At 33.0% G+C, this 20,036-nt stretch carries 16 protein-coding genes, 7 tRNA genes and 1 other RNA gene; 1 reads left to right on the forward strand and 23 read right to left on the reverse strand.

Going from position 1 to position 20,036, the window contains the following annotated elements; genetic code table 11:
• Positions 1-45: 45 nt before the first annotated feature.
• From BA768_RS08570 to rpsU, 15 genes are all read right to left on the reverse strand, one after another.
• Complete coding sequence (locus BA768_RS08570) at positions 46-3,147, reverse strand: efflux RND transporter permease subunit (protein WP_065720401.1); 3,102 nt, start codon at positions 3,145-3,147, stop codon at positions 46-48.
• A 185-nt stretch (positions 3,148-3,332) separates the two neighbouring features.
• Positions 3,333-4,415, reverse strand: coding sequence for an efflux RND transporter periplasmic adaptor subunit (locus BA768_RS08575; RefSeq protein ID WP_034679136.1), 1,083 nt, complete (start codon positions 4,413-4,415; stop codon positions 3,333-3,335).
• Positions 4,416-4,525: 110 nt separating this feature from the next.
• Positions 4,526-5,767: a TolC family protein gene (locus BA768_RS08580; RefSeq protein ID WP_081874591.1), complete on the reverse strand. Its 1,242-nt coding sequence runs from the start codon at positions 5,765-5,767 to the stop codon at positions 4,526-4,528.
• A 195-nt stretch (positions 5,768-5,962) separates the two neighbouring features.
• Positions 5,963-7,327, reverse strand: coding sequence for an ATP-binding protein (locus BA768_RS08585; RefSeq protein ID WP_034679133.1), 1,365 nt, complete (start codon positions 7,325-7,327; stop codon positions 5,963-5,965).
• Complete coding sequence (locus BA768_RS08590; RefSeq protein WP_065720402.1) at positions 7,328-8,008, reverse strand: response regulator transcription factor; 681 nt, start codon at positions 8,006-8,008, stop codon at positions 7,328-7,330.
• A 320-nt stretch (positions 8,009-8,328) separates the two neighbouring features.
• Positions 8,329-8,400 (reverse strand) — tRNA-Thr (locus BA768_RS08595).
• A 40-nt stretch (positions 8,401-8,440) separates the two neighbouring features.
• Positions 8,441-8,513 (reverse strand) — tRNA-Gly (locus BA768_RS08600).
• A gap of 83 nt (positions 8,514-8,596) precedes the next feature.
• Positions 8,597-8,677: transfer RNA gene (locus tag BA768_RS08605), tRNA-Tyr, on the reverse strand.
• Positions 8,678-8,697: 20 nt separating this feature from the next.
• Positions 8,698-8,771: transfer RNA gene (locus BA768_RS08610), tRNA-Thr, on the reverse strand.
• Between the two features lie 93 nt (positions 8,772-8,864).
• Positions 8,865-8,937, reverse strand: a tRNA-Gly gene (locus tag BA768_RS08615).
• A gap of 85 nt (positions 8,938-9,022) precedes the next feature.
• Positions 9,023-9,103: transfer RNA gene (locus BA768_RS08620), tRNA-Tyr, on the reverse strand.
• A gap of 20 nt (positions 9,104-9,123) precedes the next feature.
• A tRNA-Thr gene (locus tag BA768_RS08625) sits at positions 9,124-9,197 on the reverse strand.
• 109 nt (positions 9,198-9,306) lie between these two features.
• Entirely contained in the window at positions 9,307-9,597 is a 291-nt protein-coding gene (locus tag BA768_RS08630) for an HPF/RaiA family ribosome-associated protein (protein WP_034679130.1), read from the reverse strand.
• Entirely contained in the window at positions 9,594-10,481 is an 888-nt protein-coding gene (locus BA768_RS08635) for a tyrosine-type recombinase/integrase (protein WP_065720403.1), read from the reverse strand. Before BA768_RS08635 ends, BA768_RS08630 begins: the two co-directional genes overlap by 4 nt.
• An 80-nt stretch (positions 10,482-10,561) precedes the next feature.
• Positions 10,562-10,759 carry a 30S ribosomal protein S21 gene (rpsU, locus tag BA768_RS08640; protein ID WP_034679125.1) on the reverse strand — a complete coding sequence of 66 codons (198 nt, stop codon included), beginning with the start codon at positions 10,757-10,759 and terminating at the stop codon, positions 10,562-10,564.
• 147 nt (positions 10,760-10,906) lie between these two features.
• On the opposite strand from rpsU, the gene ssrA reads away from it, so the two are divergent.
• Positions 10,907-11,308: a transfer-messenger RNA gene (gene ssrA, locus BA768_RS08645) on the forward strand.
• Positions 11,309-11,432: 124 nt separating this feature from the next.
• Here the strand turns inward: ssrA and BA768_RS08650 are convergent.
• From BA768_RS08650 to BA768_RS08685, 8 genes are all read right to left on the reverse strand, one after another.
• Positions 11,433-14,570, reverse strand: a complete 3,138-nt coding sequence (locus tag BA768_RS08650) for an AAA family ATPase (protein ID WP_065720404.1) — start codon at positions 14,568-14,570, stop codon at positions 11,433-11,435.
• Positions 14,560-15,117: an ABC-three component system middle component 1 gene (locus tag BA768_RS08655; protein WP_065720405.1), complete on the reverse strand. Its 558-nt coding sequence runs from the start codon at positions 15,115-15,117 to the stop codon at positions 14,560-14,562. The genes BA768_RS08650 and BA768_RS08655 overlap by 11 nt, the downstream gene beginning before the upstream one ends.
• Positions 15,104-16,375 (reverse strand): ABC-three component system protein, encoded by a 1,272-nt coding sequence (locus BA768_RS08660; RefSeq protein ID WP_065720406.1) that lies wholly within the window; start codon positions 16,373-16,375, stop codon positions 15,104-15,106. Before BA768_RS08660 ends, BA768_RS08655 begins: the two co-directional genes overlap by 14 nt.
• Before the next feature lie 2 nt (positions 16,376-16,377).
• A complete protein-coding gene (locus tag BA768_RS08665) occupies positions 16,378-17,430 on the reverse strand; it encodes a ComEC/Rec2 family competence protein (RefSeq protein WP_065720407.1) in 1,053 nt (350 codons plus the stop codon).
• Positions 17,431-17,602: 172 nt separating this feature from the next.
• Entirely contained in the window at positions 17,603-18,121 is a 519-nt protein-coding gene (locus BA768_RS08670; protein WP_228388348.1) for a type II toxin-antitoxin system VapC family toxin, read from the reverse strand.
• 5 nt (positions 18,122-18,126) lie between these two features.
• Positions 18,127-18,474 (reverse strand): STAS-like domain-containing protein, encoded by a 348-nt coding sequence (locus tag BA768_RS08675; RefSeq protein ID WP_065720409.1) that lies wholly within the window; start codon positions 18,472-18,474, stop codon positions 18,127-18,129.
• Positions 18,475-18,477: 3 nt separating this feature from the next.
• Positions 18,478-19,335 carry an ATP-binding protein gene (locus tag BA768_RS08680; protein ID WP_065720410.1) on the reverse strand — a complete coding sequence of 286 codons (858 nt, stop codon included), beginning with the start codon at positions 19,333-19,335 and terminating at the stop codon, positions 18,478-18,480.
• A gap of 289 nt (positions 19,336-19,624) precedes the next feature.
• Positions 19,625-19,858: a helix-turn-helix domain-containing protein gene (locus BA768_RS08685; RefSeq protein WP_065720411.1), complete on the reverse strand. Its 234-nt coding sequence runs from the start codon at positions 19,856-19,858 to the stop codon at positions 19,625-19,627.
• Positions 19,859-20,036 lie beyond the last annotated feature (178 nt).

Consider the following 20,036-nt stretch of genomic DNA (forward strand, 5'->3'; position numbering starts at 1 on the left):
TTCTATTCCGGGCTTCAACTATATAATGATAAATGAAAGAGAATTTTAAATAATTTCTTCGGTCTTCTTTGTTCGATTGAAAATCCAGAAGATGATTGGGAAAATTAATAAGGTTAAAACCGTCGCTGTGATTAATCCTCCAATGATAACGATTGCTAAAGGTTTTTGAGATTCAGAACCAATTCCTGTAGATAGAGCAGCAGGTAAAAGTCCGATGGATGCCATCAAAGCCGTCATAATTACAGGTCTTGTCCTGGATTTTACTCCGTTAAGAACAGCTTCATCCAGTTTGAACCCATCTTTTATGTTTTGATGAAACTCTGTGATGAGAATTACTCCATTCTGAATACAGATTCCGAGCAAAGCAATCATTCCGACTCCGGCAGAAATTCCGAAATTCATGTTGGTTACATGCAGTGCGATAATTCCGCCAATCAGCGCAAAAGGGACGTTTGCCAATACCAAGAATGAATCTTTCATGTTTCCAAAAAGAATAAACAACAGGAAGAATATTCCTAAAATACTGATGGGTACAATTTCCGTCAATCTTGCGGTTGCTCTTTGCTGGTTTTCAAACTGACCAGTCCACCCCACTTTATAGCCTTCGGGAATATCAATTTTTGCTACTTCTTTTTGCGCATCCGAAATCGTTCCGCCCAAGTCACGGTCACGAATCGAAAATTTAATTCCGATGTAACGTTTAATATCATCTCGGTAAATAAACGCAGCGCCGTTATTTTTTTCAATAGTAGCAACTTCTTTCAACGGAATCATTGTTCCATCCTGTGTAGGAATCATCAGTGAAGCCATATCATTCTCATCTTTTCTGAATTCATGAGAATAACGAAGACGAATCGGGAATTTTCTTTCGCCATCGTACATTTCGGAAGCCGTTTTTCCTCCGAATGCCATTTCCAGAACGGTTTGTGCATCTTCCGGCATTACACCGTAAGCCGCCATTTTATTTCTGTCCCAAACCACATTTACTTCCGGCTGACCAATATTTTTGATAATTCCGGCATCACGAACTCCGTCTACATCTTTGATTGATTTTAAAACTTTTTCTGCCAATTCATCCAAAGTCTGAAGATTGTCGCCATAGATTTTAATACCATTTTCAGCCTTAAAACCCGCTACAGCTTCGGCAACGTTATCAGAAATCGGTTGAGAATAATTGAACGTAATTCCCTGATATTTGCTCAGTTTTTTATCAATTTCTTCGGTTAATTGTTCGTAAGTTATTTTTCGGGTCCACTCATCTTTAGCTTTAAGATTGACGGCGAACTGCACAAATCCGAATCCGTTCGGGTCGGTTCCGTCGTTGCTTCGTCCGGTTTGCGCCAAAACATCGGTTACTTCGGGAACGCTCATAATATCTTTCTTTAAAATATCTGCAGTTTTTAAAGATTCTTTTAAAGAAGAACTCATTGGCATTTCGGCGGTAATCCAGAGTGAACCTTCATTAAGTTGTGGTAAAAATTCTGTTCCTAAAAATTTCCCTGAGAATAAAGTAACGACAACAATTGAAACAGAAACAATTAAGCTTATCTTCTTATTTTTAAAAGTAAATCTGAATCCTTTTAAAACAATTCTGTCCCAGAAATTCACAAACGGATTGTTTTTTTCTCTTACATTTTTATTTAAAAGCAAATGCGTTAAGACTGGAACTAAAGTTAATGTGAAAATCAAAGCTCCTAACAAGGCAAAGCCTAAAGTAAATGCTAATGGTGAAAACATCTTTCCTTCTACTTTTTGGAATGCAAAAATGGGAATCAGAGAAGTAATGATGATTAATTTAGAAAAGAAAATCGCTTTTCCTAAACCTGTACCTGTTTGTTTAATCCAGCCCGCTTTTGCCATTTTATTGAATCTTTCATCGCCATATTTCTTGGCTTTATGATCGAGCATTACAAAAATCCCTTCGACCATGACGACGGCTCCGTCAATGATAATTCCGAAATCGACTGCTCCGAGTGACAGCAAATTGGCACTCATCCCGCAAAGTTTTAGACATAAAAAAGCAAAAAGTAGCGACAACGGAATAATAATGGAAACCGTAAGTGTCGTTCGCCAGTCTGCCATGAATATTAAAACAATAACCGTAACTAGAATAATTCCTTCCAGTAAATTGTGCATTACCGTTTCTGTCGTAAAATCCATTAAGTTATCACGGTCGTAGAAAGTGACCATTTTGACATCTTTGGGAAGAATTTTTTCGTTAAGCTCTGCAATTTTAGCTTTTACACCCACCAAAACCTCACGCGGATTTTCGCCTTTTCGCATCACAACAATTCCTTCCACCGTATCATCCTGATTGTTTAATCCAGCCTGCCCCACTCTCGGTCTTGAACTTTCGTGAACCTCAGCAACATTTTTTACTAAAACCGGATTTCCATTGTCATTGTGAATGGTAATATTGGCAATATCATCAGTCGACTGTACCAAACCAATTCCCCGAACGACATAGGCTTGTCCGTTTTTTTCGATAACATCTCCACCGACATTTAAGTTGCTTTTCGTCACGGCTTCATAAACCTGAAGCGGAGTCAAATTATATTTATCTAAAGCTCTCGGATCAATACTCAACTCAAAAACCTTATCCTGACCTCCGAAAACATTGATATCTGCAACTCCGGGAACTCCACGAAGCGCTCTGTCGATCACCCAGTTTTGTATTGTTAAAAGTTCACGCGAATCTTTTTTCTTGCTTTCTAAAGTGTATCTGAAAATTTCTCCGGTTGGTCCGTAAGGTGGCTGAACTTCGGGATCAATTCCTTCGGGAAGACTTACGTTTCGAAGCTGGTTATTCACCATATTTCGGGCAAACATATCATCTACGCCGTCATCAAAAAGAATTTTGACAATGGAAAGACCAAACATTGTGGTGCTTCTAACACTTGTTTTTTTCTGAACCGGGCTCATTGCCAATTCAATCGGTGTGGTTACAAAACGTTCTACTTCTTCAGCACTTCTTCCGTCCCACTGAGTAATGATAACGATTTGGGTATTGGTAACATCGGGAAATGCCTCAATCGGCATATTTTTAAAGCTGATAAATCCCGCCACTGCTAAAACAGCCACCCAAATAAAGGTAAAAGCTTTGTTTTTCAATGAAAATGAGATTATATTTTTTATGAATTTGTTCATGATAGAAATCAGATGTTAGACTATAGATAGTTAATATCTAAGTGTTTAATTTTATCTAAAGAAACTAAAACCATTAAGAGTCTGAAGCTCTCTGTTTTTGAAGTCAATATCGACAGGATAATAACCAGAAAACAATTAGCAAAACTTCTATTTCACCTCAATCCTCTTAATGGTTTGGAAAAAATTTAGTTGTTCAGAGAACGGTAGATTAATAATTGGTTATTGGTAATCACATTCTCTCCTTCTTTAAGACCTTCCGAAAGGTAAGTCACGTCTCCAAGCTGTTTTAAAACCTGAATTTCTTTAATTTTCACATCTGTTCTCGATTTAAAAACCACCACATAACTTCTGTTGTCATCAAAAATCACAGCTTTTGAAGGAATCGACAGAGCAGATTTACCCTCAGATTTTGAGACTTTTATCGTTGCTTTACTGTCCGGAATCAACAATCCGTTTGCATTATCCAAAACTACTCTTGCCTGCATTGCGTTGGTTTGAGGATCGATAATTTTAAATATCTTATCGATTTTACCATCAAAAACTTTATCCGGATAAGACAATGTGGAAACCTGAGCAGGCATTCCAAGGCTTATTTTATTGATATCAGATTCGTTGATATTCATAATTGCCCAAACGTTGGTCGTATTGGCGACATCGAAAATATTTTCGCTTCGGTCACTTCTTAGCTGCATATCTTTATTAATGTCTTTATGCACAATATATCCGCTGATTGGTGCCAAAACACTGTAAATATTTCCATTTTTCACATTATAAACCGTGCTTACTGCACTTGCTCTCTGGAGCTGGTCTTCTGCTTTCTGGAGCTGACTTTTTGCTTCGAGAACATCTCTTTCTGTGTTCAGTTTTCCTTCATACATTTCTCTGGCAACACGAAGATTGTTTTTGGCAACCAGCAAATCTGTTTTAGCATCACTTACATCTTTTTGAATTTCCGCCAATTCGGTGCTGCGGATGGTGGCTAAAACCTGTCCTTTTTTTACGTAATCTCCGAGCTCTACATTTACACTCATCACATTTCCGCCAACCAAAGGGAAAACGTCAATGTATGAATTGGCATCTGCAGCTATTTTGCCGTAAAAGCTGTAAGAATCTTCTATTAATCTGTTTTCAACTTTTGCCGTGGAAATCGATTCAAGCATCGTATTGCTCAATTCAAAACCTTTTGGTTCGGGAGTTTTTGCAATTTCAGGCTTTGAACAAGACCATAAAAGGAAAGCTGAAAATAAGGGTATAATTATTTTTTTCATTTTAGAATTTTTTTAATCCCGAAATTTCGGGACAAAGATTTTTTAAATAACATGCTGTTTTTAAGTTCGAAAAGGCGTTTCACTTAGCAAAGACCGCAACATTTTTTACTTTAATAGAAGATTTTAGTTTGTACCAACTGATTAAGCCGTTCGGCAGACTGCATCAGTTCGTTTTTCATATCATAGATCTGAAGTGCTGTCTGACGGTAACTTTCCATGAAATCGGTAAATTCGATTAAACTGATATTTCCGTTTCTGAAGTTTTTAAGCATTCCGTTGTAGACCAAATCGAGATTGCTTAGATCGGTCGCTTTTATTTCGGCTAATTGTTCGTATTGCGATTTCCAGATTTGAAAAGCCGATTCTACTTTGGTTTCCAAATCAAATTTCTGGAATTCTGCATTTTTCTGATTTTGCTTAATTGCATGATTGGCTTTCTCGACATTTCCTCTATTGTTTTTCCACAAAGGAATCGGGATTCCCACTTTTAAATTGATTTCATTATTAAAAGTTCCTGAAGCCTGATCATATTCCATTCCCACATTCAAATCGGGAACATTCAACGATTTTTGCCATTGCGAATATAATTTGGAATTTTCAATCAGTTTTAGAATGAATAAATAATCGGCATTGTTTTCAAGCGCTTTTCTTTTCAATTCGGTTTCATCACCGAAAGGTTGCGCAGCCAAAATGTCTTTCGCTTCTTCCTCTGAAATCTGAGGTTCTACTCCTTCTGAAATTCCTGTCAAAACTTTCAAAGCCTGTTTAAACTCCAAGAGATTCTTATTAATTTCAACCTTATCATTATTCAGTTGGATTACAATACTCTGAAGTCTCACTTCATCCTTCAATGAAACATTTCCTTTTGCAGACTGTACTTTATATGCCTTTAAAAGGTCATTCATATAACCCAATTGTTTGTTGACATTTTCAAGCTTGAGTTTTTCGTAGTAAAGATTGTAGTAATTGGTGTGAAGCTGCGTTCTCAATTCAACCAAAAGCTGCGAAAACTGAAGTTGTGCCAGTTCTTTATTTGATTTAGCAAAGGCGATTTCATTTTTCTTTTTACCGCCCATGTAAATAAGTTGGGTAACTTCCAAACCTTTTGCTCTTCCTGCATCCAGAAATCTTTTATCTTCGGGATTATAACCGTTGATATATCCGCTCATCTGCGGAAGCTCCCAGATTTTAGCCTGCAAAATATCTGCATCTGCCATATTGATGCTGTATTGCTCGGCAAGAAGCTGAAGATTGTTTTGCTGAAAGGCGTTTTCGCACTCCAAAAGCGACATTTGCTGCTGCGCTGAAATTACCGAAGAAATTACAACGAACAGTCCTGCAATTTTGTTCATTCTCTCAAATTTTGATGACAAAAGTGCGTTTGCTCGATTAAAACGAACTTAAATGGGGCTTAAAATAAAATTAAATTCTTGATTTGTCAATTGAAAACAAAATAATACTGATGAAAAACTCTCACTGATTTTGGAGATTACGCTGATTTTAAATATGTGCAAAATCAGCGTAATCTGCGAGAAATTAAATTAAATTCACTTATCAAAAGTAATGCTGAATTTATTTAAATTTTTTGAAAGTGAAGCGTAAGAAATTTCTGCACCGTGATATTCTAAGATTCTTTTGACGATTCTCAAGCCTAAACCGGAACCGGAAATATTCTGAGAGTTATTTCCACGCATAAAAGCTTCGAAAAGTTTGGGTTGCTCTTCTTCGGAAATCGTTTTACCTTCTGAAAGAATGTCAACCAAAAGATTTTTTTCAGTCTCTGTGATTAAAATTTTTGCATCGGCATTGTCTGAATAAACTGCTGCATTTTTAAGTAAATTAATAAAGACAATATCTAAAAGCGACTGAACTCCATTGATTGTAAGAAAAGCGTTTTCCTGGGTTTCTTCGGAAATGCCAAAATCCATTTTTAAATTAGGGTAACTTTTCTGTACCCTGTCGAAAGACTCAAAAATCACTTCATCGATTCGTACTTCTTCGTAAATAGTCTGAATATTTTCTTTGTCGAATTTTGTGAGAAGCAGAAGTGAATTTGTAAGATCAGATAACTGATAAACATCTTTCAACATCTGTTGTAATGCCGAAAGCGTATCGGGAGAGTGCTGCTCGAGTTTAATTAAATTTTCAAGCTGAAAAGCCATCCTTGTAATCGGTGTTCTGATTTCATGTGACGCACTTGCCGTAAAATCTTTTTGTGACTGGAAAACGTCATTTAACCTTGAAATCATCGTATTGAACGAATTGGCTAAAATACTGATTTCATCATTCGACTGCTCCACCGGAATTTGTGTCGTGAGTTTATGAGCCGTAACCTCAGAAATTTCTTTATTCAGATCTTCTAAAGGCCGTAGAAATTTACCCATAAAATAATAGGAGAAAAATCCAATCAATAAAGTACAGGTAATAAAAGCAGTAATTAAAAGATATTTCAGATAGGCGAGTTTCGATCTTCCGTTGGTATCATAGGCGCTTGTAAGGATATAATAATTGTCACCGTTAATATTTTTCAATGAAGCATATACTTCCGGAATTGCTTCTTCTTTATAAACATCTTTTTTTTTGTCTAATTCTGACAATAAATTTTTGTCCCAGGTTACTTTTTGGTCTTTTAAGGTGCTGTAAATAAGTTCTTTTTGACCATTAAATATTAAAATGGTTTCATTGAGAAGAAAATTATCTGAGTTTTCATTGAAAAAAATAGGTGCTTCTTCCTCAAAATTTTTAGATTTTGAAATAAAATTGGTCGTAAATCCTAACCGTCTTATAAACCGGTCTTTGAATTCTTCACGCCGGAAATCATCAAACGAAATATAAATGATGATGAGAACAATACCAAACAGCAAGGAAAACGACACACTCAAAGTAAGCGCAATCTTTCTTTTTAAAGACATCTATAAAGGATTTAGATAATATCCGAAACCTGATCTTGTATGAATCAGCTTCACTTTATATTCTTTATCGATCTTTTTTCTCAGGAAATTAATATAAACCTCAACTGTATTGGTATTGGTATTAAAATTATGTTCCCAAACATTTTCGGTAATCTGTTGCTTAGAAACCGTTCTTCCCTGCGCTTCTGCCAAATAAACCAAAAGCTGGAATTCTTTCAGTGTTAAAGCAATTTCGTTTCCTGCACGGAAAACTTTCTGTTCAGTTTTATTGATAATTAAATCATCAATTCTGATAATATCCAGATCCACGCTTTCAGAAGGTGCTTTTCTTCTTAAAAGAGAATTCATTCTCAATAACAATTCTTCGAACTGGAAAGGTTTCACCAAATAATCATCTGCCAATCTTGTGAATGCATCTTTCTTATCGGAAATATCGCCATAAGCCGAAATGATAATAATCGGTGTATTTTTATCAAACGAACGGATGGTTTGGCAAACATCAAGCCCATTAATCTTCGGAACATTAATATCTAAAAGATACAAATCATAAGAACTGTTTTTAATTTGGCGAAGAAAAGTTTCACCATCATAAATCTTGTCACAATTGAAATTATTTGATTCTAAAAATTTACTCAGTTCGGCAGAAAGAATTAAATCATCTTCCAATAAAAGAATATTCATTTGGGAAATTATTTATTACGAATTTAATGAAAATTTCAAAATTCTTCGCCGGAATTATTTTGAAGAAGTGGGCACGTTTAATCATAAGAATTTCTAAAGACTTATCATTAAAGTAATTTGAAGCCGATATTATGATTGATTAAAATAATATTAAACTTTGAAAGGCTTAGGTTTAGGTTAATATTTAAGAGTAAATGTCCGAAAATGTTTGAACAAAAACACGATTTATATTAATGTAAATCCAGCTTTAAGAAAGCATTTTGGAGAATTAGTAGAAATAAAAAAACTTACTGTAATCAGTAAGTTTGTATAAAATTATGAGCCAACTACGGGACTTGAACCCGTGACCTCTTCCTTACCAAGGAAGCACTCTACCGCTGAGCTAAGTCGGCTTAAACAAGAAAATCACACTAAAAAGCATGATTTCTGTTGAGCGGAAGACGAGGGTCGAACTCGCGACATTCAGCTTGGAAGGCTGACGCTCTACCAACTGAGCTACTTCCGCAATTTTGTTTCCAAAACTATTGGTAACGTTGTGCAAACTTAGGAAAAATCCTTTATTTATGCAACTTTTTCTAATATAAAATGTGGGGAGAGCAGGATTCGAACCTACGAAGCCGAAGCAACTGAGTTACAGTCAGTCCCATTTAGCCACTCTGGAATCTCCCCAGATATTTTATATTAAATTGAGCTTCCAGAGGGATTCGAACCCACGACCCCGAGATTACAAATCACGTGCTCTGGCCAACTGAGCTATGGAAGCAATTTAAACATTTCAACTGAGAGCTGTAAGAGAAAATCTACTCTTTGCTACATCAGTAGTAAAAAAAATCACGCCTTGAAGGTGTGAAATTTGAGCGGAAGACGAGGGTCGAACTCGCGACATTCAGCTTGGAAGGCTGACGCTCTACCAACTGAGCTACTTCCGCAATTTTGTTTCCAAAATCATTGGTAACGGTCTGCAAATCTAAAAAAATTCTTTTAAACTCGCAAGACTTTTTTTAATATAAAATGTGGGGAGAGCAGGATTCGAACCTACGAAGCCGAAGCAACTGAGTTACAGTCAGTCCCATTTAGCCACTCTGGAATCTCCCCAGATATTTTATATTAAATTGAGCTTCCAGAGGGATTCGAACCCACGACCCCGAGATTACAAATCACGTGCTCTGGCCAACTGAGCTATGGAAGCATTTAAACAAAAAGAATTCAAAAGATCACTGTTCCTTTTTTGCGTGTGCAAATATAGAACGGATTTTTTGAATTCTAAAACTTTTTGAGAAGTTTTTTTGCTTTTTTTATTAAGCCAATTCTTTTTTCTTGATTAACAGTTTCTTAGCAGTATCAACACATTGATCTAAACTTTCTTCAAAACTTGCGGTTGTTTTTTTTACTACGATATCATCTCCCGGCACGACCAAAATCAATTCGGTGGTTTTATTTGATTTGTCTGAATTATTTTCAACTTTCAAGAACACTTTGCATTCCTGAATTTTGTCATAAAACGTGTCTAGTTTGCTTACTTTTTTGTCAACATGTGACTCTAGTGGTTCGTGTGGAGTTAAGCCGATTGCTTGTACTGAAATCTTCATAATTCTTCTTTTTTAATTGCTCTTGGATGAGCTTGATTAAACACTTTTTTCAACTGTTCTATATTGGCATTAGTGTACACCTGTGTGCTTGCAAGACTTGAATGACCCAATATTTTTTTAACTTTTGATATCTCTGCCCCATTGTCTAAAACATGCGTCGCGAAGCTGTGTCTTAAAATATGAGGACTTCTTTTTTGTTTAGAAGTTACAAGACTAAGGTACTTATTAACTACTACATAGACAAATTTTTCTGTGAGTTTTTTTCCCTTTTTATTGACAAAAAAATACTTTTTAAATTCATCCTGTGGTACACGTACTTTAAGATAGTCTTTAAGCAGATTGCTTAAAGTTTCGGAGATCGGAATATACCTTTCTTTATTTCCTTTCCCTAAAATCTTGAGCTCGTTTCCTTCTAAGTTTACACTTTCAAATATTAAGCCACAAAGTTCAGATTTTCGGATTCCGGTTTGGTACAAAGTTTCTACAATAGACTTTTCTAAAACATCTTCCACCTCATCAAAAATTTTGGTCTGTAAAACTTCCATTTCATCCTGAGAGATAGGAATCTGCTTTTCCGGATAAAATTTTAAAGAAGAAATACTTTCGACAGGAGAAACTTTAATTTCGCCAAGTTTTAAAAGAAACAAATAGAAACTACGGAGTGTAGAAAGCTTCCGGTTGACGGTACGTTTAGAAATCCCGTTCTCACTAAGCTCAACAACAAAATTGCGGATTACTTTTTTATTGGCTTTAAACAAATCTTCAGAACCCTCCGTTTTTATATAGAATGAATGAAAATCTTCCAAATCCCGGCAATAACTGGTAATTGTATGGGGCGAATACCTCTTTTCGAATTGTAAATAATCTAAAAACTTGTCTACCATACTGTAAATATAAAACAAAAAATCACTTCTTAAATATAACTATTCAAGAAGTGATTTTAGTATGTGTCTAAGAAAATTTCTTAAGCTTGCTCTTCCTTGCTTAATCCTCTTTGCTTATAAGCCGCTTTTAATCTAGCTTGTCTAAGAGTTACAGAAGGTTTGATAAACTGTTGTCTAGCTCTTAGCTGACGAACTGTACCAGTTTTGTCAAATTTTCTTTTATATTTTTTTAATGCTCTGTCGATAGACTCTCCGTCTTTTACTGGAATTATTAACATATATTACATCTCATTTTGGATTGCAAAAGTAAACGTTTTTTATTAAACCACAAAATTATCAGCATTTAAATTTCAATATTTCACAGAATATGACAAGAATATTAATTTAATTTAAACAAAAAACTCTATCTTTGTACCATTATTCATGGGGTTGACTGGTTTCGACAGCAAGACCAATGGGTAAGTAAGCATGCAGAGAACCGTAGCGCGATCTCTATAATCCCTTGCTACAAAATTTTAACTGGCAACGAAGAGTTCGCTCTTGCAGCTTAATATCGAAGTATAGTAGATCAAGCGTTTTCCCGAAGATTTCAGTAGGGAAGCAAGATATTCCACAATCGCTCTGTTCTGCGGCGTTTGATCATGGGATATAGGAATGCGGAAATAAGGTTTTAGACACTTCGGCTAAAGCTCGAAAACCTCAGAAGATAAGCTGGAAGTTGGGCGTCTGCTCTCTGCCTCCAGTCGAAAATCAATAGTAGAATAAGCATGTAGAAAGCTTATGTGTTGCTTGTTTGGACGAGGGTTCGAATCCCTCCAACTCCACTTAAAACCCTGTAAATTATTGATTTACAGGGTTTTTTATTTCAAGGTGCTACTTTAGGTGCTATAATTATATACTTTAATATCTTACAATACTGCTCTATACAAAATAATCAAATTAACGAATATATCATCCCACTGAAGATGGTCTGACCTTTCCAAAAGTTTCTAATTCCATAAACTTTGATTTGAACAAGGCAGATGGTATTTTCTTCTTTAATAGATTATGAAAATTTTCGTCGTGAGTAGAAAGTATTATCTGCTTTTCGTGGTTAACAACAATACTTCGTAGTAAATCAATCGTAGACAGAATATTTATACTGTCCATTGACTGAATTGGGTCGTCTACAAATATACAGTCTATAGAATTGCCGTCATCATCTTTTGCATTAAGAGCTTTTGCTAGAAAAATACAAAGACTTAAAATATTGAGCTGAGCCTGACTAAAGTATAAATTAGGAATAATAAAATCGTCAGAATTATTCTTTCCATAGACACATACGTTTAGCTTTGGTTTGGCATCTTTAAAATCTGGAATAAATTTCACTTTTGTGTATTCGGGATGAGGGTCAATTCTTTTATACAAATCATTGATAAGGTCTTCATAGAAGAAAGATTTTATCTGCTTTTCGATATGGGAATTTACTTTTTCTATTTCTCCCTTTAATAATTTAGTAACCTTTTTCTTTTTTTCAATATTACTTTTGATATTGTTCTCAATTTTCTTATTTTCTTCGAATTCCAAATAAGGAAGAACATTATCCTTCAGTTCTGATAAAAGTTCTAATTGTTTTATTTCCTCATTATAATCAGATATCTTTTTCTCGTTTTCCTCTTTGGATTTCGCAATGGAGTCATTAAAAACATCTTCATCCATTTTATCAATATCATAATTAATATATTTTCCGGCATTCAGTTTATAAATATCAATACTGGCAGAAATCCGAATTAAGGTTCCATTGATTTGAGTCATTTCGTTTGTAACGTTTTCCTCTTTGAATTCCTGAAGTTCAGTCTCTAATATCTTTATTGTATCTGATAAATCTTTTATGCTATTGAGGTTCTTTTGAATATCAGCATTAATATTTTCCAAATCGGTAACCAACTGCTTGGAATCTATTTTCTGATTCGGATAATTTTTCAAGAAAAAATCACTTATTTCTTTTAAAATATCTGAGTTTTCCAATACTTGAAGCCCTGATTCTTCTGCTTCTAATTTCTTATTGATTATTTGCTGTTGCTCTCTGCCTTTTAAAAGTTTATCGTTTAATGCCTGAATTATTGATTTTAACTTTTCCAATTCAGCTCTATAAGAATTGATGATTTCTTTTGCCCAAGTTTCATATTCTTCTTTCGATTTATTTTGCAATAATAATCTTTGAGAAGACAAAATTCTCGTTTCATTTAGTAATTTATTCTGAAGTTCAGTAAGAGTTTTATTAATATTCAAAATGTTTTCTCGGGAATCCTTTTCAGCCAATTCATCTGTTGAAATATCTTTGCCTATTATTACAACAAGCTCCTGTACATTTTTTGACAGCTCTTCTAGCAGTTCCTGATGAGATTTTTCAATTTCATTTTTTTCATTTAAAAGTTCAGACATCCTTTGTGATAAAAGCTTATTACTTGACACAGCATTGGCCAAATCGTTATATGTTTTATAGTCTTGGTTACATAACGGGCACGAACTTGTTTTCTGTTCATGGATGATAGATAATCCTTTTGAAACAAATAATTCCAAATCTTTCTGAAAACTTTTTTGATCTTCTATTTGAAAGTTTAGAGACTGTAACTGTTTGCCTTTTTCCTCTAATGATTTTTCAGAATTTAATATCTTTTCGATATAAAGTTTATATTTCTCAAATGTATTTTCAAATTGTGACGGATAATTTTTGTTACTAATTTCTAAAATAGCTTTTTTTAGCTCTTCAATTCTATTGGAAATACTTTTAAGCTTATTTTTCTCTTTTTCTAATTTTTCATTATTTTGTTCTATATCATCATTGACTTTGGTGATATTATTCTGGCTACTCTCTATAATTTTTACTATTTCAGGTAGTTGCTCGATTTTTTTCTCAACCTCATTCAATAGGTTCTGAAAATTATCTGTTTTTGCTGTATTTTCATTCAAAGTAGACTCAGTTTCTGATATTTCCTTCGAAGAACTTTCTTTTGCTATTTTTAAATCTGAAATCTCTTTTTCCTTTTGCTGTATCTGGATAATAATTTTTGTATAATCCGGAAAGATTTTTACTATACCATCTTTTTGATTTTTTTCAGAATCAAGTTCCTTATTCTTATTCTGTATAGATTCTATCTGGTCTTTCTTCTGTTTAAGGTTTATAAATTTTGTTCTGATTATAGCTAAAGACGACAATCTTTCTGTAAGATTCGTTTGCTCTTTTATATAGTCTCTAAAAACCCTGAAACTTACAATTCTTTCATTCCCGGAAATAAGAAGTTCAAGCTCAGTAAATACTTCTCTTAACCTACTGATATTATGGTTTAAATCATTTTTCCTTTCAGAAATCGTGTTGGACAACTCTAAGATATCTTTACCGGAGGTATAAGTATCCACAATTCTGAAGTGATTGCCCAACTCATTTAATAGATTTATTTTTTCATTGATTTTGGACAATATCTCAATATCTGAATCATATTTTAGTTTAGGTAAAATTCCTTTTAAATCATTCTGCAGAGATTTTAGAAGTTTTTCATTTTTTGTTATTAATTCATCCAAAGACTTGCGATAATTATCTAAAACCTTATCTCCAAAAAAGTCTATGAATTTTGTAAATCTCTCATCCGGTCTGTCTTCTCTGAGAAAGCTACTTATCCAATCTTGAGAAAGAATGACCTCTCTAAAATATCCACGTTCGGTTTCATTTTCGTCAAATTTATAATCAGCAGCATTCTTTCTTGGAGCGGGTATTTTTTTATTAAAAACATTAGAGGTGGTCGTAAGTTTAACATAACTTTCTAAATTTGCATCAGAAAGACGATTTCTTAGTATATATTGCTTTTCACTTTTGTTGATGTTCTTTTCAGATTTTGCGACATCCTTATTTTTATTTTTCAGTAATCTATCTATATTATTTGTATAGCTATATTCTACAGCATCATAAAAGGATGTTTTACCAAACCCATTGGGCGCATACAATGATACAAAATCAGCATATTTGTCTCCGCTGATTCCAAAATCAAATGTGCTGTTCTCTGCTTTATCATAAGCTCTGAAAGCCTGAATCTCTACTTTTTTAATTTTCATTGTCTAATCCTGTTTCAATTTTGGTTAATAGTTCTATCAAAGTATTGTCATCAGCTTTTTTGGGATTATCTTTTATGAAATCATCAAAAATATTACCTACCAAATCGTTCTTAAAAAATTCACCAACATCTATGGATTCTACTTCAAACTGAATATCATCATTTACAATGTGTTCTGAAATAATATTGTTGATTACATCCTCATTAATTAGCGGAGTTTCCATTTCAATGACAATTTTCCTCGTGCTGAATTTATTATTTTCAATCTCATATTTTAGAGGTTTCGGAATATCTTCTGTAACAAAAAAGATATAAGAATTCCATTTGGAAAAATCGTTATCCAATTTAATAAGGTATTCAGCAGTTACCAGACTATTCAACTCTTTCCAATGCTTTTCTAAATTCTCCAAGCTTTTGAATTGAACCAAGATAACTGGAATATTACTTCCAAATGTCAAATTTCTAACAATAGCCTCTTGAACATCAAAATTATTTTTAATCTGAGCTATAATATCTTGGTTATAGTCTATTTTATCAAATGATTCCATCTGTTAATTCTTTAATCTTTGTTTTAGAATTTACTCCTGTAATGCTTGCTAATTGAACGCCACTATTGATTATACAATCTTGAAATTTAAAAATGTTAACAAGCCTCAAATCATTGAAAGGATTTTCTACAGTATTACTGATATTCATCTTATCAATGGGTACAGAGATATCTATAATAGCAAGTTCTGCCGATGATATTTCAAGTTTATTTGTTTGTGATTCATTAGTCGCACAAACTACAATTGCTCCTCCTTTCTCTATTTCGGATAAATCTGATTTATAAATCTCTTCCAATTTTTTTGTCCAATTATCAGTATCTGCTATGAACATTTTCCGTTTTTTATGAACACTTGACAAATCATTGTAGTCAATTGGTTCTTCATATAATGTAAGAATAGTAAAAAATTCTAATAAGGATTTCCACAAAGATTTATGATATAGAATGTGAGAAGATGTGCCTTCTATTAAAAATCTACTTCCATACTTAGTAATTATTTCTTCCGGTGTTATTCCATTGCAGATATTCTCTGAAATAGTAATCAATGTATTTCTTATTAACTCTTGCTTCAGTAATAAATTCGGAAAAGGAAAAATTTCCTTAATGAGAGTTCCAAATGCTCCTATATATGGAGGAAAAAGAGGAGATAATACATCCTTATTTTCTTCTACAATCTCATCAAAAAATGATAAGGGAGAAAAATGAATTCTGGAAATAGACTCTACATCATCTTCAACCGCCATTTTCTTCTGTATTCCTGCGAGAAGAAAACAAGAATTCTCAGATTTGATAATTCCACCACCAGACTGTCCTACAATTTCTGAATGTGTGACCGCTTTCTCAATTTCAGCTTCAATGTAAAGTTCAACAGGATTTTCAATCTTAAGTCTATTTTTTCTATACGAGAAGTTCCCAATTACACGAGTTTCGGGATGTCCGCATAAATACCAATTTTCTTTTTCTATTAAATCTAAATCCGCTCTTAAAAGGCCGTCAATATTATCTACTTTTTTAACTTTTATAATGGATGCATCTTTGTTAGGGTCAATATGTAAAAAAGGATTTCCAATAATTTCTAAACTTTCGTTTTCTACTTGCCCATTTTCATTAATGTATTGCCTTACAATTTCAATATTATTATGACCATCAACAACATGTTTAGCTGTCAAAACATAACTATATTCGGTGTCGATTGGCTGAAACAGACAACCACTTCCATCGGCTACTTTTACCGTGAAAAACTGTAAACTATCTCTCATAACTAAAATGAATCTGTACCTAAATATTTAACATTTGGAAAATCAATTCTATCTTGTCCCAAGATTATTTTTGAAATAAGATTGGGATAATTAAAGTATATTTTAGCTTCAGGATTTACAGCTACGATTCTCGCAATAGTAGCTTTATCCGGATGGTTGTGAGTATCTCCATTTGTGCTTATTATATATTTATCGGCATCAACTATTTTGAAGATTTCAATTGGATTATTTTTTTTACTACCGTGATGTGATAGTTTTATCATATCTACTGATAGCTTATTGTTTTCGTCATATCCTAAACAATCCAACTCTATCAGAACTTCCGATGGATGAGAATCTCCTAAAAGCAGAAAATTTTCCTCATCTCTTTTTAGGATAAATGCTATCGAACTCCCATTATAAGGGTCATCATCTTCTTCAAAACTATCTTCTTCTATTAGTTGCTTCAATGTTTTTGAATAGTCAGTTTTTTTGGAAGTATCCAGCAAGGATTCAGGTTTCTTTTTATGCCATTCCTTAAGTAGTTTACCAAGCTTTTCTTTACCTGGAGACAAAATTTGAAAGGAAATATCATTCCAGTTGAGTATATCCTTTTGAGCAGTTACTCTTTCATTCCAAACACCTCTATCTCTGATATAATTTTCAAAATCAACACCCTGTTTTACACTAGTCAGCACTGTAGTTTCTTTGAATTTTAAAGAATCAACTTCAGATTTAACATCATTGAGATATTTTTTAATTGCTCTACCGGAATTGAACCAAACTTCTTTTATATGTTGAATGGCATCTTTGTCCTTACCAAACCATTTTAAAAAACCATCAATATGGTCATCATCAATATGTGTAAGAATCACCAAATCCAGAATTTCTTTTTTTTCTTTTAAGGATTCTATCAAAAGTTTTAATGCACCGTCCTTATGTTTTTTATTTTTATCCGTATAAGAATAAGTTGTAGATGTACCTCCGTCTATCAGAATGTTTTTATTACCTCCAGCATCTGTGAAGGAAATCCATATAGAATCACCATTAAACGCTTGTAAAAATTGAATTTTCATAGTTTGGAAATTTAAAAATATTTTATCATATTAATTTATGGAAAACCGTAAAAAACTTTCAAATAGCAAAAAGTCTCCATAAAATTACTCAATTCGCAACATTTTTAATCCAATTACAAGCTAAAAAATCCCATAAAGGGATTTTTATAAGAATATTTTTTGGTAGAAATAATTAATTGAAAATATGAGGATTACCAGTAAGAATATCCAAACCTGAGTTTTTGAAATCTCTGTCATTAGTGAGAAGAACCATAGACTTTTCTGAGCATAAAGATACCGTAGCCTTATCAACAAAATCCAAATCGTTTATTACCATCAAGTACTCAATCTCTTGGTTACTAAAAATCTTTCCTTCGATATTGAAACGATTAAGGATATTGCCTTTTATTATCGTATGTATATCATCCAAAGCATCTTTGCCATCCTGACTATCCCGGAAAGTTTTAAAGCTTAATCCGGAATTTAATTTTGAATGCTCAATTCTCAATACCCTATTGATAACCTCTGAAATAACCAGAAAATCTATATACAGTACGTTTCCTTGTCTTAATAAAGTTCTGAAAACTCTTGCATAATTTTGCTCAAAATGATGCGAACCTGTCGGCCAAAAAAGATAAATCAGTACATTGGCATCAATAAAGATTTTCCGTCCTTGGAGAAGTGTGACATCTTGTAATTTATAATTAGCCATAATTATTAGTCTTCTAATATGTCATTAATGCTTCTTTGCAAAGCACCAGGGTCTTTGTAATATATTTTAGCTGTATCCACCACACGTTTGAGAGATACTTTTCCTGAATCGGAAATATCACTTACCGATAAATATTTTTTGATAACATCTTCGGGATAATCTTTATACAACTGTCCGACTGCAGTATTAAGAAAAGCAGTAGTAAGCATTTCAACATTCAAGAAAGACAAAATAACCTTATACTTGTTATCAAACGCTTTCTTGATAAGATTAAAAACTTTTTGACCATCTTCCGCTTCCACACCATAGACGTCACCAATTGTATTAACTATACTAACTGTTGTACTTTCCATTTTTTAAAATATATCGTTTATATCTATCTCTTCCACCAAAGAATAATTACTAAAATCATCTGTACAGAATTGCAAATTTACAATTGTCCCCGGAAATGAGCCTTCAAATACTTTTGTTTTAATACCCAAACTATCAAACTGATAAAATCCGTCCCCACTGACAATTTGCATTTTCCCTTTATTTTTTTCAATAAACTCTTTTAAAACTGCAAGTCCAATTCCTCCTGTAATACCTTCTTTAGTAGTATTCTTATCCCTTACCGCCCACTCTATTGCCTGATATGCTTCAAGGTTGGAGTTAAATCTTTGGTTTATCTTTTCTTTAAAACCTATACCAGTGTCTACAATCGTAAATTCAATTCTGTTTTTCTTAGGAAAAAACTGTCCACAAGTATAAATAAATTTTGTATCACTATGAATTTGAGCATTGACAAATATTTCATAAATAGCTTCAACTATTTTTTCTTTCAAAGCATCAGACATAGTTGGAAGTTCGGTTCTACCTATTAGTTCCTCTATTACATATTTTTTAAAATACTTACCATCAGAAGGTTTTAGCTTTTGATACTTAATAGTGGTATGATTACTATCATAGATTCTTTCCTTGCCAAAATATGTAAGAAAATCATTTTTACTTAAGATTTCTTCTATTTGGGGAGTAATATAATCAAAATGAATATCATTAAGGTTTTCAATAAATAGATCCAAAACTGCACCTAATGTGGCACTCATATTTGCAGCAAAAAAAAATGTTATGTTTAGATGAATATCATCAAAAATTTCATTTTTATTGTCTTCATAAAATGAAATAATATCCTGATAGCTTTTATATGTATTATTAATTGAATTCAGTGTATTCATATTATCAAATAAGTACTCAAAGATATTTAAAAAATATCTTTTTTATCGAAAAGTGACAATTCTTCATTATTTATTTTTCTATAAAAAAAGATCTTGTCTAAAATTCGCTTTACCACCAAAAAAATAGAAAAACTTCAATTATAATTTCGCTTCCGTCCTTGAAGTTTCTTCTTTAGTTTTTCAATAAGAAGCAAGCGATTCAATACATAGTATCTAAAATAGGAAATTAATCAGGTAGAATAATAATACATCTTTTCCAAATTAAAAAACACAAATTGTCGTCGGTATATTACTCATTAATGAGGTTAAAAAATTGTTCAAGAGTAAGTTTTCTTGCTTTACAAATTCTATAAAGTGTTTCAACAGGAATTCTATACGTACTATCACTTTTGATTTTCCGTACAGTACTTTCTTCAATATCGTGATTTTTAGCAAACGAGTTCTGTGACTTATTTTCTTTAAGCCAAGGAATCAACCAATTTTTAGTTATATACGAACAGATTTTCTCGTTTATGTCAATCATATAACAAAAGAAATATTTTGACATTAAAATATTACGGTCGTTCGACCGTAATGTAAATCGTCAGCAAAAAGTAGACATTATATAGTATAAAAGTTAAGGAGTGTTTTCAAAAAAAGAATTACATTTAATTATGGAAACACCTAAAAAGAAAAGTTCCGAAAAATTCGTAAAAGACATC

Origin of the sequence: Chryseobacterium sp. CBo1, assembly GCF_001693475.1 — a bacterium.
Classification (GTDB): Bacteria; Bacteroidota; Bacteroidia; order Flavobacteriales; family Weeksellaceae; genus Chryseobacterium; species Chryseobacterium formosense.